This window comes from Streptomyces sp. YIM 121038, from assembly GCF_006088715.1.
Taxonomy (GTDB): domain Bacteria; phylum Actinomycetota; class Actinomycetes; order Streptomycetales; family Streptomycetaceae; genus Streptomyces.
In genome coordinates, this window is sequence record NZ_CP030771.1 from 1,044,571 (window position 1) to 1,059,638 (window position 15,068).

Annotated in this window: 1 protein-coding gene; it reads right to left on the reverse strand. The window is 75.2% G+C overall.

Annotated features, from left to right (window positions below; translation table 11 throughout):
- Positions 1-47: 47 nt before the first annotated feature.
- Positions 48-15,053, reverse strand: a complete 15,006-nt coding sequence (locus tag C9F11_RS04130) for a type I polyketide synthase (protein ID WP_138957966.1) — start codon at positions 15,051-15,053, stop codon at positions 48-50.
- Positions 15,054-15,068: the final 15 nt, after the last annotated feature.

A 15,068-nucleotide genomic window follows, 5' to 3' on the forward strand; every position in this document is an offset into this window, starting at 1 on the left:
CTGTCTCTACTCCAGGGAACGTCGAGCAAGTGGGGTGACCGGACGGGTCAGGAGATGCCGAACTCTTTGCCGAGCAGGTCGAACACCTCGTCGTCCGTGGCGGCGTCGAGGTCGTCGGCCGTCTGCGGGACGGCGTCGGCGCGGCCGTCGCGCCATGCGGCCAGGAGGGCCGACAACCGGGCGCCGACCCGGTCGTCCTCGTCGTCGCCGGGCTTGATCGCGGCGAGGCTCGCCTCGATGCGGCTCAGCTCGGCGAGCAGCGGCGCCACTCCTCCCGGCTCGTCGGCGGCGAGCGCTCCGGTGAGGTGCCCCACCAGGTCGAGCAGGGTCGGATGGTCGAAGATGAGCGTGGCGGGCAGGCGGAGCCCGGTGGCCGCGTTGAGCCGGTTGCGCAGGTCGACGGCGGTCAGCGAGTCGAAGCCCAGCTCGGTGAACGCGCGCCGCTCGTCGACCGCTTCGGGTCCGGGGAACGCGAGCACGGCCGCGACCTGCGCGCACACCAGGTCCGTCAGGGCGGACGTCCGCTCGCCCGGCGTCAGCGCGGCCAGGCGCTCCCGCAGCGCGGCGGCGGGGTCGCCTCCGGCCTGGGCCGCCCTGCGGGACGTCGTGCGCACGAGGCCGCTGAGGACGGGCGGCACCGCCGGGAGTTCCCGCACGGCCCGCAGGTCGAGGCGCATCGGCACGACGACCGGGTCGGCCCCGAGGGCCACCGCGTCGAACAGTTCGAGGCCTTGTTCGGCGCTCAGGCCCACGGCTCCGGTCTGGGCCATCCGCGCGCCCATGCCGTCCTCCGTGGCCCACAGGCCCCAGGCGAGGGAGGTCGCGGGCAGGCCCTGGGCCCGGCGGTGCCGGGCGAGGGCGTCGAGGAACGCGTTGGCCGCCGCGTAGTTGGCCTGGCCGGGCGAGCCCAGCGTGCCCGTCACCGAGGAGAACAGGACGAACGCGGACAGGTCGAGATCGCGGGTCAGTTCGTGCAGGTGCCGGGCGCCGTCCACCTTCGGCCGGAACACCGTGTCGATCCGCTCCGGAGTGAGCGAGCCGATCGTGCCGTCGTCCAGGACGCCCGCGGTGTGCACCACGGCGGTCACCGGGTGCTCGGCAAGCAGCGCCGCCACCTCGTCCCGCTCCGCCACATCACACGCCACAACAACGACCTCGGCACCGAGCCCGGTCAACTCGTCGTACAGCGCGCCCACTTGGCCGCGCCGACTCGCCAGCACCAACCGCCGCACCCCGTGCCGCACCACCAAATGCCGCGCCACCAGACCACCGAGCATCCCGCTGGCACCCGTCACCAGGACCGCACCCTCACCGAAGCCCGACTCCGCGGACTCCGGGGACTCCGCGGGGCGGGCGCGAACGAGCCGCGGCGCGAACACGTCGCCCGCACGCACGGCCAGTTCGGGCTCCGGGCTTCCGACGGCCGCCTTCCAGCCGTCCGCGTCGTCGACGTCCACGAGCACGACCCGGTCCGGGTTCTCCGCCCGCGCCGTGCGCACCAGGCCCCACACGGCGGCCGCCGCCAGATCCGGTACGTCGTCCTCGGCCGCGACGGCCACCGCGCCGCGGGTCACCAGGACGAGGCGCGACGCCGCGCACCGCTCGTCGGCCAGCCAGCCCCGCACCAGCTCCAGAGCGGCGTGCACCTGATGCCGCACCGCGTCCGTGCCGTGGGGCTCGGCGCAGTGGACCACGGCGTTCTCCGGCAGGGTCTCCCCCGCTTCCAGGGCCGAGCGCAGCGCGGCCCAGTCCGTGAACTCCGCGACCGACCGGGCGCTTCCGGACGCCGCCGCGGCCGGCACCCAGTCGAGGCGGAACAGCGACTCCCAGGCCTGCCGCGACACCGTTCCCGACACCGGGCGCAGGACCAGCGAGTCGATCGTGGCCACGGGAGCGCCCGTGCCGTCGGCGATCGTCAGGGACACGCCGTCCGAGCCCGTGGGCGCCAGGCGCACCCGCAGCACCGTCGCGCCCGAGGCGTGCAGCCGCACGCCCGACCACGAGAACGGCAGCCTGCCGGGGCCGTCGGCGTCGCCCATCAGCCCGATGGCGTGCAGGGCCGCGTCGAGGAGCGCCGGGTGCAGACCGAAGCCGCCCGCGTCCACGCCGTCCGGCAGGGTGACCTCGGCGAGCACGGCGTCGCCCGTGCGCCAGGCCGACCTCAGGCCCTGGAACAGCGGCCCGTAGTCGAACCCGCCGTCGGCCATGCGGTCGTAGAGCCCGTCGAGGTCCACGGCCTCCGCGTCCGCGGGCGGCCAGGCGGCGGAGTCGGCCGGCGGCACGTCAGGGGCGGCCACGAGCGCGCCGCTCGCGTGCCGGACCCACACGTCCGCGTCGTCGCCCCGCGCGTGCACCGTCACCGTGCGGCGGCCGGAGTCGTCCGCGCCGCCGACCCGCACCTGGACGCGTACGCCGCCGCGCTCGGGCACCACCAGGGGCGCCTCCAGCGTCAGTTCCTCCACCGCGGCGCAGCCGACCCGGTCACCGGCGTGGACCGCCAGTTCGAGGAAGGCCGTGCCGGGCAGCAGGATCGAGCCCTGGATCACGTGCTCGGCCAGCCACGGGTGGGACTCCAGCGAAAGCCGGCCGGTGAAGAGCTCCTCGTCGGAGTCGGCCGTGTCGATGATCGCGCCGAGCAGCGGGTGGCCCGCCGAGCCGAGCCCGGCGGCGTCCAGGTCGCCCGCGCCCACCCCGGCGTCCAGCCAGTAGCGCCGGTGCTGGAAGGCGTACGTCGGCAGGTCCACGCGGCGCGCGCCCCGACCGGCGAAGAAGGCCTCCCAGTCCGGCCGTACGCCCCGCGTCCACAGCTGTGCCAGCGCGGACGTCAGCGCGGACTCCTCGGTCCTGTCGGCCCGCAGCACCGGCACGAACCCGGCCTCCGGCGCCGACTCCTGTCCCAGGGCCGACAGCGTGCCGCCCGGGCCGATCTCGACGAAGGTGGTCAGGCCCTCGTCGACGAGCGCGCTGACGGCGTCGGCGAACCGCACGGACTGGCGTACGTGGCTCACCCAGTACTCCGGCGAGGCCAGTTCCTCGGCGGTCGCCCGCACGCCCGTGAGCGTCGACACGATCGGCATCGCGGGCGCCGCGTACGACACGCCGTCCAGGACCGTACGGAACTCATCGAGCATCGGGTCCATCAGCGGCGAGTGGAAGGCATGGCTCACCCGCAGCTCGGTGACCTTGCGGCCCGCCGCACGCCAGCGCTCGGCCACCGCCTCGACATCGGCGGCGACACCGGAAATGACCACGGACGACGGGCCGTTGACCGCCGCGACTCCGACGGTCTGCGGCAGCTCGGGCGCGACCTCGGCCTCCGTGGCCCGGATCGCGGCCATCGCGCCGCCCTCGGGCAGCGCCTGCATCAGCCCGGCACGAGCCGACACCACCTTCGCGGCATCGGCCAGCGACCACACCCCCGCGACGTGCGCGGCGGCCAGCTCACCGATGGAGTGACCGGCCAGGACGTCGGGGCGGATCCCCCACGACTCCAGGAGGCGGAACAGCGCGACCTCGACCGCGAACAGCGCGGGCTGGGTCACCCCCGTCTCGTTCAGCGCGTCGGCGTCCTCGCCGAACAGGACCTCGCGGACCTGGGGATCGAACTGCGCGAGCACCTGCTCCAGGGCCTCGGCGAACACCGCGTACCGGCCCGCCAGTTCACGCCCCATGCCCAGGCGCTGCGAGCCCTGGCCCGAGAACAGGAAGCCCACCCCGCCGACGGCGACGGAGCCCGCGACCAGACCGGGCGACTGCCGCCCCTCGGCCAGGGCGGTCAGGCCGTCGAGGAGCGCCGTGCGGTCGTCGCCCACGGCGACGGCCCGGTGTTCGAAGGCCGAGCGCGTGGTCGCCAGCGAGTAGCCGACGTCCGGCAGGCCGAGCCGCGGCTCGGCGGCGACGCGCTCGCGCAGCCGGGCCGCCTGCTCCCGCAGCGCCTCCTCGCTCCGGGCCGAGAGGACCCAGGGCACCACGCCGTCGGCCGGAGCCGGGGCGCGGTCGTCGTCCGGCGCGTACTCGATGATGGTGTGCGCGTTGGTGCCGCTCACGCCGAACGACGACACGCCCGCCCGCCGCAGACGGCCGGTCTCCGGCCACGGCCGGGGCTCCGTGAGGAGCTCCACGTCGCCCGCGGACCAGTCGACCTTCGACGAGGGCTCGTCCACGTGCAGGGTGCGCGGCAGGACGCCGTGGCGCATCGCCATGACCATCTTGATGACACCGGCGACACCGGCGGCGGCCTGGGTGTGGCCGAGGTTCGACTTGATCGAGCCGAGCCACAGCGGCTGGTCAGCGGGTCGGTCCTGGCCGTAGGTGGCGAGGACGGCCTGGGCCTCGATGGGGTCGCCGAGGGTGGTGCCCGTGCCGTGGGCCTCGACCGCGTCCACGTCGGAGGTGGTCAGGCCCGCGCTCGCCAGGGCCTGCCGGATCACGCGCTGCTGCGAGGGGCCGTTGGGCGCGGTCAGGCCGTTGGACGCGCCGTCCTGGTTGACGGCCGAGCCACGGACGACGGCCAGGACGGGGTGGCCGTTACGCCGGGCGTCGGAGAGGCGCTCGACGAGGAGCATGCCGACGCCCTCGCCCCAGCCGGTGCCGTCGGCGCTGTCGGAGAACGACTTGCACCGGCCGTCGGAGGAGAGGCCGCGCTGGCGGCTGAAGTCGACGAACGTGCTGGGGGTCGCCATCACGGCGACACCACCGGCCAGCGCCATCGTGCACTCGCCCTTGTGCAGCGCCTGGATCGCCCAGTGCAGGGCGACGAGCGAGGAGGAGCACGCGGTGTCGACGGTGACGGCGGGCCCTTCCAGGCCCAGCGCGTAGGCGACGCGGCCGGAGGCGACGCTGCCGGACCCGCCGGTGCCGAGGTAGCCCTCGACGTCCTCCGGGACGGAGCGGAGCCGCGACACGTAGTCGTGGTACATCACGCCCGCGAACACGCCCACGGCCTTGCCCCGGGCGGAGTTCGGGTCGATGCCCGCCCTCTCGAAGGCCTCCCAGGAGGTTTCGAGGAGGAGGCGCTGCTGCGGGTCCATGGCCAGCGCCTCCCGGGGGGAGATGCCGAAGAACGCCGGGTCGAACAGGTCGGCGTCGTGCAGGAAGCCGCCCTCGCGGGTGTACGAGGTGCCGGTGCGTTCGGGGTCCGGGTCGTAGAGGGCGTCCACGTCCCAGCCCCGGTTGGCGGGGAACTCGCTGATGGCGTCGGTGCCGTCGAGGACGAGCCGCCACAGGTCCTCGGGGGAGCCGACCCCGCCGGGGAACCGGCAGCTCATGCCGACGATGGCGATCGGCTCGTCGGTCACCGCCACCGCCGTGGGCGCGGGCGCGGCCACGGCCGGGGCGCCCGCGAGCTCGGCGCTGATGAACGCGGCGAGCGCGGCGGGGTTCGGGTGGTCGAAGACGAGCGTGGCGGGCAGCCGCAGCTCGGTGGCCGCGTTGAGGTGGTTGCGCAGCTCGACGGAGCTGAGCGAGTCGAAGCCCAGCTCCCGGAAGGCCCGGTCGGGCTCGACGGCGTGGGCCGAGCTGTGGCCGAGCACCGCCGCCGCGTGGGTGCGGACGAGGTCGAGCAGCGCCTTCTCCCGCTCGCTCTCGGTCAGGCCCGCGAGGGACTGCGCGAGCGCGGACCGGCTCGCGGGATCGGCGGTCCTGCGCGCGGTGTTGCGCACCAGGCCGCGCAGCAGGTGGAACACGGGCTGGGTGCGTGCCTGCCGCCGCAGCACGGCGAAGTCCATCGGCACGGGCGCGAGCAGCGCCCGCCCGGTGGAGCCCGCGGCGTCGAACAGGGCCAGGCCCTCGGCCGGGCCGATCGGGAGGGCGCCGCCGCTGGTGATGCGGCGTACGTCGGTGTCGTCGAGGCTGCCCGCCATGCCGTCGGCCGTGTCCCACAGGCCCCAGGCGAGGGAGGTCGCGGGCAGGCCCTGGGCGCGCCGGTGCTGGGCGAGGGCGTCGAGGAAGGTGTTGGCCGCCGCGTAGTTGCCCTGGCCGGGGCCGCCGAAGACACCGGCGGCGGAGGAGAACACCACGAAGGCCGACAGGCCGGCGTCCCGGGTCAGGTCGTGCAGGTGCCAGGCCGCGTCGACCTTCGGCCGGAACACCGCGTCGATCCGCTCGGGCGTCAGCGAGCCGATCGTGGCGTCGTCGAGCACACCGGCGGTGTGGACGACGGCGGACACCCGGTGCCGGGCCAGGAGCGCGGCCAGCGCCTCGCGGTCGGCCACGTCGCACGCCGCGAGGACGACGTCGGCGCCCTGCGCGGTGAGTTCCTCGCGCAGCGCCTCGGCGCCCTGGGCGGCGGCGCCGCGCCTGCTGACCAGGAGCAGACTGCGCACGCCGCGCTCCGCGACCAGGTGCCGGGCGACCAGGCCGCCGAGGGTGCCCGTCGCGCCGGTGACGAGCACCGCGTCCGGGCCGAAGCCGGGGTCGTCCACCACGTTCCGCCGCGCCCTGGCCAGGCGCGGGGCGCTCGCGGCCCCCGAGCGCACGGCGAGCTGCGGTTCGCCCGTCGCGAGGGCCGACGGCAGCGCGTCGACCGAGGCCGCCTCCTCGTCGAGGTCGACCAGGACGATCCGGTCGGGGTTCTCGGACTGGGCGGAGCGCAGCAGGCCCCAGACGGTGGCGTGCGCGAGGTTCGGCACGTCCTCGTCGTCGGCGGGGGCGACCGCGCGCCGCGTCACGACGGCCAGGCGCGCCGTGCCGAACCGCTCGTCGGCCAGCCAGGTCCGCACCGCGGCCAGGGCCCAGGCCGCGGCCTCGTGCGCGCCGGCGGCCGGGTCCTCGGTGGCCGCGACCGGGCACGCCAGGGCGACGAAGCCGGACAGTTCGGCCGCGGCCGACCGCGCCAGGTCCGCCAGGTCGGTGGTCCACTCCACCGCCGGGGCCCCGTCGTCGGACAGCGGTACCGGCACCCAGTCGACGCCGAACAGCGCGTCGTCGCGGTCGTCGGCGGCGGCCCGGACCGGGGCGGCCGGGCGCAGCACCAGGGAGTCGACGGTGGCCACCGGGGCGCCGGAGGCGTCCGCGACCGTCAGGGACACCCCGTTGGGGCCCGTGGGCGCGAGGCGCACCCGCAGTGCCGTGGCGCCGGCGGCGTGCAGGCGCACACCGGACCAGGAGAACGGCAGCTTGCCGGTGGCGTCGGCCGCGCCCGTGAACCCGGTGGCGTGCAGCGCCGCGTCGAGGAGCGCGGGGTGCAGGCCGAAGCCGTCCGCCTTGACGCCCTCGGGCAGCGCGACCTCGGCGAAGACCTCGCCGCCCGCGCGCCACGCGGCCCGCAGCCCCTGGAACACGGGGCCGTAGCCGAACCCTCCGTCGGCCATGGCCTCGTAGAACCCGTCCAGGTCCACGGCCTCGGCCCCGGCGGGCGGCCAGGCGGCCAGCGCGTCGCCCTCGGACCGGCCGCCCGCGCGCAGCACACCGGTGGCGTGCCGGGTCCACGCGCGTTCGTCCATGTCGCCGGTGCTGGAGTGGAAGGTCAGCTCGCGCCTGCCGGACGCGTCCTCGGCGCCGACCCACACCTGTACCCGTACCGCACCGCTCTCGGGCAGTACGAGCGGCGCCTCCAGCGTCAGTTCCTCCACCAGGTCGCAGCCGACCTGGTCCCCCGCGCGGATCGCCAGGTCGAGGAACGCCGTACCGGGCAGCAGCACCGAGCCCATGACCGCGTGGTCGGCCAGCCACGGGTGCGTCCGGACCGACAACCGGCCCGTCAGGAGCGCCCCGTCGGTACCGGCGAGGGCGACGCTCGCCCCCAGGAGCGGGTGCTCGGCCGCCCCGAGCCCGGCCGCCGATACGTCACCGAACAGAGGCAGCACGTCGGGCCAGTACCGCTCGCGCTGGAACGCGTACGTCGGCAGGTCCACGCGGCGCGTGCCCCGGCCGGTGAAGAAGACCTCCCAGTCGACGCGGACACCACGAATGTGGAGCTGCCCGGCGGCCGCCGTGACGGCCACCGCTTCGGGCCGGTCGCCGCGCAGCACCGGCACGAAGGCCGCGTCCGGCGCGGACTCCTGACCGAGCGCCGACAGCGTCCCGCCAGGGCCGACCTCGACGAACGTGTCCACACCCTCGCCCGCCAGCGCGCTCACGGCGTCAGCGAACCGTACGGACTCCCGTACGTGGCGGACCCAGTACTCCGGCGACGCCAACTCCTCAGCGCTCGACCGCGCGCCCGTGAGCGTCGACACGATCGGGATCGCGGGCGCCTCGTACGACACGCTCTCCAGCACCCGGCGGAACTCATCGAGCATCGGGTCCATCAGCGGCGAGTGGAACGCATGACTGACCTTCAACCGGGTGACCTTACGGCCCGCCGCACGCCAGCGCTCGCCCACCGCCTCCGCGTCAGCAGCGACACCCGAAATCACCACCGAGGAAGGCCCGTTGACCGCCGCGATACCCACCGTCTCCGGCAGGTCCGAGGCAACCTCTTCCTCGGTGGCCTGGATCGCCACCATCGCACCACCCGACGGCAGCGCCTGCATCAGACCCGCACGCGCAGACACCACCTTCACCGCGTCCGCGAGCGACCACACGCCCGCGACGTGCGCGGCGGCGAGTTCACCGATCGAGTGACCCGCCAGTACGTCCGGACGTACACCCCACGACTCAAGAAGACGGAACAGCGCCACCTCGACCGCGAACAACGCAGGCTGCGTCACCCCCGTCTCGTTCAGGGTTGCCGCGTCCTCACCGAACAAGACCGCGCGGACCTCGGGATCCAGGAGCGCCAGGACCTCGTCGAGGGCTTCGGCGAACACCGGGTACTGGTCGGCCAGTTCACGGCCCATGCCCAGGCGCTGCGAGCCCTGCCCGGAGAACAGGAAGCCCACCCGGCCGGGCTCGTCCGCCACGCCCGAGACCACGCCGCCGGACACCCGGCCCTCGGCCAGCGCCTCCAGCGCGGCCAGCAGTTCGTCGCGCTCGGCGCCGACCACCACCGCGCGGTGCTCCAACACCGCACGCGAGGACACCAGCGAACGCCCCACATCCGCCGGGGACAGCTCAGCCGACGCCTCCACGAAGGACCGGAGCCGCGCCGCCTGGTCCCGCAGCGCCTCCACGCTCCGGGCCGAGAGGACCCACGGCACCAGTCCGCCGCCGTACGCGGGCTCCGAGGCGGTCTCCTGTTCCGCCTCGGGGGCCTGCTCCACGATGACGTGCGCGTTCGTGCCGCTGAATCCGAAGGAGGACACGCCCGCGCGCCACGGCCGGTCGACGGCGGGCCACCGCCGGTCGTCGGCGAGCAGTTCCACCGCGCCCGCCGACCAGTCCACGTGCGGCGACGGCTCGTCCACGTGCAGGGTGCGCGGCAGCACGCCGTGGCGCATCGCCATGACCATCTTGATGACACCGGCGACACCGGCGGCGGCCTGGGTGTGACCGATGTTCGACTTCACCGACCCCAGCCACAGCGGGCGGTCCTCGGGGCGGCCCTGGCCGTAGGTGGCCAGGAGCGCCTGGGCCTCGATCGGGTCGCCGAGCTTGGTGCCCGTGCCGTGGGCCTCGACCGCGTCCACGTCGGAGGTGGTCAGGCCCGCGCTCGCCAGGGCCTGACGGATCACGCGCTGCTGCGAGGGGCCGTTGGGCGCGGTCAGGCCGTTGGACGCGCCGTCCTGGTTCACCGCCGAACCACGGATCACGGCGAGCACCTCGTGGCCGTTGCGCCGGGCGTCCGAGAGGCGCTCCACGAACAGCATGCCGACGCCCTCACCCCACCCTGTGCCGTCCGCGCCCGCGCCGAAGGCCTTGCAGCGGCCGTCCTCGGCGAGGCCGCGCTGGCGGCTGAACTCGATGAACGAGCTGGGCGTCGACATCACGGTGACGCCGCCCGCGAGGGCCATCGCGCACTCGCCCTTGTGCAGCGCCTGCACCGCCAGGTGCAGCGCCACGAGGGACGACGAGCACGCCGTGTCCACCGTGACGGCGGGGCCTTCGAGGCCGAAGGTGTACGAGAGGCGGCCCGAGGCGACGCTGGCGGCGTTGCCGGTCGCGGCGTAGCCGCCCACGTCCTCGGTGGCACCGGCGAGGACCCACCCGTAGTCCTGCATGTTCGAGCCGACGAACACGCCGACCCGTTCACCGCGCAGGGAGTCCGGGGCGATGCCCGCCCGTTCGAAGGCCTCCCAGGAGGTTTCGAGGAGGAGGCGCTGCTGCGGGTCCATGGCGAGGGCTTCGCGCGGCGAGATCCCGAAGAAGCCCGCGTCGAAGGCGCTCACACCGGAGAGGAACGCGCCCGACCGGGAGTAGGAGGTGCCCACGGAGTCCGGGTCGGGGTCGTAGAGGCCCTCCAGGTCCCAGCCGCGGTCGGCCGGGAAGTCCGACACCGCGTCCCCGCCCGCCAGGAGCACCCGCCACAGGTCCTCCGGGCTCGTCACGCCGCCGGGGAACCGGCACGCCATCCCGACGATCGCGATCGGCTCGTCGGACACGCCCGCCACGGTGACCGGGGCGGGCGCGGCCGGGGCCGCGCCGCAGAGCTCGTCCCGCAGATGGGCGGCCAGCGCGGCCGCGTTCGGGTAGTCGAAGACGAGGGTCGTGGGCAGGGCGGCCCCGGTGACCTCGTTGAGCCGGGCGCGCAGCTCCACCGCCGTGAGCGAGTCGAAGCCCAGCTCCCTGAAGGCGCGCGTCGCGGGGAGCGCGTCGCCGGAGGCGTGCCCGAGGACGGCGGCCGCCTCGTAGCGGACGAGGTCGGTGAGCTGCCGCTCCTGCTCGGCCTCGTCGAGACCGGCGAGCCGCTGCGCCAGGGCCGACGAGCCCTGTTCCACCGCGGCGGTCTCGAACGCGGCCCGCACCTGCGGCAGTTCGCTCAGGAGGGGGCTCGGGCGCTGCGCCATGAACGTGCCCGCGAACCGCTCCCAGTCCACGTCGGCGATGGCGACGTTCCCGTCACCGCTTTCGAGGGCCGTGGCCAGGCCCACGATCGCGACGGCCGGGGCCATCGACGGCAGGCCCCGGCGCCGCAGCTGCGCGGCGGCGTCCCGGCCCGCGTTGGCGACCATGCCGCCGTCGGCCCACGGGCCCCAGGCCACCGCCGTGGCGGGCAGACCCGTGGCCCTGCGGTGCTCGGCCAGCGCGTCCAGGTAGGCGTTCGCCGCGCCGTAGGCGGCCTGGGCGCCGCTGCCCCACACGCCGGAGATCGACGAGAACAGCACGAACGCGTCCAGCGGCGTGTCCGCGAGCAGTTCGTGCAGGTGCCTGGCGCCGACGGCCTTGGCCGCCAGCACGTCGGCGAACCCGCCCGGGTCGGCCGGGTCGACGTCCGCGAGGAGGGCGGAGCGCTCGATGCCCGCCGCGTGCACGACCGCGTCGAGCGCGGGAACACCGGCCAGCAGCGCCGCCACCGACGCGCGGTCCGTCATGTCGCAGGCGGCGAACGTCACCCGCGCGCCCGACTCCACGAGGGCGGCTTCCAGCTCCGCGGCGCCCTCGGCCTCGGCGCCGCGGCGGCTCGCGAGCACCAGGTGCTCGGCGCCGTGGGCCGCCAGCCAGCGCGCCACGTGCCCGCCCAGGGCGCCGAGGCCGCCGGTGACGAGGACCGTCCCGCGCGGCGTCCAGCCCGCCCCGGACGCCTGGCCCAGCGGCGCGGGCACCAGCCTGCGGCCGAGGATCCCGTCGCCCCGCACGGCGACCTGGTCCTCCCCGCCCGTGCCGGCGAGCACCGAGGCCAGCAGGTCACCGGCCGACTCGTCGAGTGCCTCCGGTACGTCGACGAGGCCGCCCCAGCGACCGGGCTCCTCCAACGCGGCCGCCCGGCCAAGGCCCCACACCATCGACTGCTCGAACCCGGCCACGGTGTCGGCCGGGTCCGCCGCCACCGCGCCCGACGTGACGCACCACAGCGGAGCCGGGGCTCCGTCGGCACCGAGCGCCCGCAGCAGCCCGACCGTGGCGCCGACGCCCGCGGGCACCACCGACGCGCCCGCGTCAGCGAGCGCGAGGAGCGAGACCACCCCGCTCACCGCGGGCGCCTCGGCGAGGCGCTCCGCCCAGTCGACGGCCTCCGGGTCCACGCGCAGGACGCGCGCCTCGGCGCCGTTGCGGGCCAGCGCGTCCCGCACCCACTCGGCCCGGTCCTCGCCCGTCGGCGCCACGACCAGCCACGTACCGTCGAGGTGCCGGGAGGCGGCGGCCACCGGCCGCCACTCGACGCGGTACCGCCAGCCCTCCACGGCGGTCCGCCCCTGCTGCTCCCTGCGCCACGCGGAGAGCCGGGGAAGGACCGCGCTCAGCGGGGCGTCGGACGACACGTCCAGCGTACGGGCGAGATCGGCGATGTCGCCGTCCTCGACGACGCCCCAGAACCGCGCCTCCACCGGGGACAGCGCCTCCACGGCCGCATCGGCGGGCACGGCGTCCAGCCAGTACCGCTCTCGCTGGAAGGCGTACGTCGGGAGGTCCACGGGCCGCGTGCCGCGACCGGTGAAGAAGACCTCCCAGTCCACCCGGGCACCACGCACGTGGAGCTGCCCGGCGGCCGTCGTGACGGCCAGGGCTTCGGGCCGGTCGCCGCGCAGCACCGGCACGAAGGCGGCCTCCGGCGCGGACTCCCGCCCCAGGGCCGACAGCGTCCCGCCGGGGCCGACCTCGACGAACGTACCGACGCCGTCTCCGGCCAACGTACCGACGGCGTCGGCGAACCGCACCGACTCGCGGACGTGCCGGACCCAGTACTCCGGCGACGCCAAGTCCTCAGCGCTCGCCCGCGCGCCGGTGAGGGTCGAGACGATCGGGATCGCGGGCGCCTCGTACGATACGCCGTCCAGGACCGTACGGAACTCATCCAGCATCGGATCCATCAGCGGCGAGTGGAACGCGTGGCTGACCTTGAGCCGGGTGACCTTGCGGCCCGCTTCGCGCCAGCGCTCGCCCACCGCTTCCGCGTCAGCGGCGACACCCGAAATCACCACGGAGGACGGGCCGTTGACTGCCGCGATGCCTACGGTCTCCGGCAGGTCCGCAGCGACCTCTTCCTCGGTCGCCTGGATCGCCACCATCGCACCGCCTGCGGGTAGCGCCTGCATCAGCCCCGCACGCGCCGACACCACCTTCACCGCGTCCGCCAGCGACCACACACCCGATACGTGCGCGGCAGCGAGTTCACCGATGGAGTGACCGGCCAGGACGTCGGGGCGGATCCCCCACGACTCAAGGAGACGGAACAGCGCCACCTCGACCGCGAACAGGGCGGGCTGGGTCACTCCGGTCTGGTTCAACGCCTCGACGTCGTCGCCGAGTAACACCTCGCGCACGGACGGGTCGAACTCCGCGAGCACCTGGTCCAGGGCCTCGGCGAACACCGGGTACCGGCCCGCCAGTTCACGGCCCATGCCCAGGCGCTGCGAGCCCTGCCCGGAGAACAGGAAGCCCACCCGGCCGGGCTCGTCCGCCACGCCCGAGACCACACCACCGGGCGTCCGGCCCTCGGCCAGCGCCTCCAGTGCGGCGAGCAGTTCGTTCCGCTCGGCGCCGACCACCACCGCGCGGTGCTCCAACACCGCACGCGAGGACACCAGCGAACGCCCCACGTCCGCCGGGGACAGCTCAGCCGACGCCTCCACGAAGGAGCGGAGCAGCGCGGCCTGCGCCCGGAGCGCCTCCGCGCTCCGGGCCGAGAGGACCCACGGCACCGGCCCGCCGCCGTACGCGGGCTCCGAGGCGGTCCCCTGTTCCGCCTCGGGGGCCTGCTCCACGATGACGTGGGCGTTGGTGCCGCTCACGCCGAACGAGGACACACCGGCGCGCCACGGCTGCTCCGTCTCCGGCCACGGCCGGGACTCCGTCAGGAGTTCCACCGCACCGGCGGACCAGTTGACGTGCGAGGACGGCTCGTCCACGTGCAGGGTGCGCGGCAGGACGCCGTGGCGCATCGCCATGACCATCTTGATGACACCGGCGACACCGGCGGCGGCCTGGGTGTGGCCGATGTTCGACTTGATCGAGCCGAGCCACAGGGGGCGCCCCGCGGGGCGGCCCTGGCCGTAGGTGGCCAGGAGCGCCTGGGCCTCGATCGGGTCGCCGAGCTTGGTGCCCGTGCCGTGGGCCTCGACCGCGTCCACCTGTGCCGCGGAGAGCCGCGCGCCCGCGAGCGCCTGACGGATGACGCGCTGCTGCGAGGGGCCGTTCGGGGCGGTCAGGCCGTTGGACGCGCCGTCCTGGTTGACGGCCGAGCCGCGGATCACGGCGAGCACCTGGTGGCCGTTGCGCCGGGCGTCCGAGAGGCGCTCCAGGAGCAGCAGGCCGACGCCCTCGCCCCATCCGGTGCCGTCGGCGCCGTCGGCGAACGCCTTGACGCGGCCGTCCGCGGCCAGGCCCCGCTGGCGGCTGAAGTCGATGAACACGCCCGGCGTCGACATCACGGTGACGCCGCCCGCGAGGGCGAGCGGGCACTCGCCGTGCCGCAGGGCGTGCACCGCGAGGTGCAGGGCGACCAGGGACGACGAGCAGGCGGTGTCGATGGTCAGCGCGGGGCCTTCGAAGCCGAAGCTGTAGGCGACGCGGCCCGACAGGACGCTCGCCGCGTTGCCCGTGCCGAGGTAGCCCTCGTAGCCCTCCGGGGCGCCGGTCGCCATGCGGGCCAGGTAGTCCTGGCCGTTGGTGCCGACGAACACGCCCGAGCGGCTGCCCCGCAGCGCGTTCGGGTCGATCCCGGCCCGTTCGAACGCCTCCCAGGAGGTTTCGAGGAGCAGCCGCTGCTGCGGGTCCATCGCCGCTGCCTCGCGCGGCGAGATGCCGAAGAAGCCGGGGTCGAAGTCCGCCGCGTCGTGGAGGAACGCGCCCTCGCGGGTGTAGCAGGTCCCCTGCCGGTCGGGGTCGTCGTCGAAGAGGGACTCCAGGTCCCAGCCGCGGTCGGTGGGGAACGCGGAGACGGCGTCGCGGCCGTCGAGGAGGAGGCGCCACAGGTCCTCCGGCGACCGCACGCCGCCGGGGAACCGGCAGCTCATGCCGACGATCGCGATCGGCTCGGCCTCGCGCTCCTCGGCCTCGCGCAGCTTGCCGCGCACCTCCTGGAGGTCCACGGAGGCCCGCCGGAGGTAGTCGAGGTACTTCTCCTCGTTGGACATGTGTTCGGACCCTTC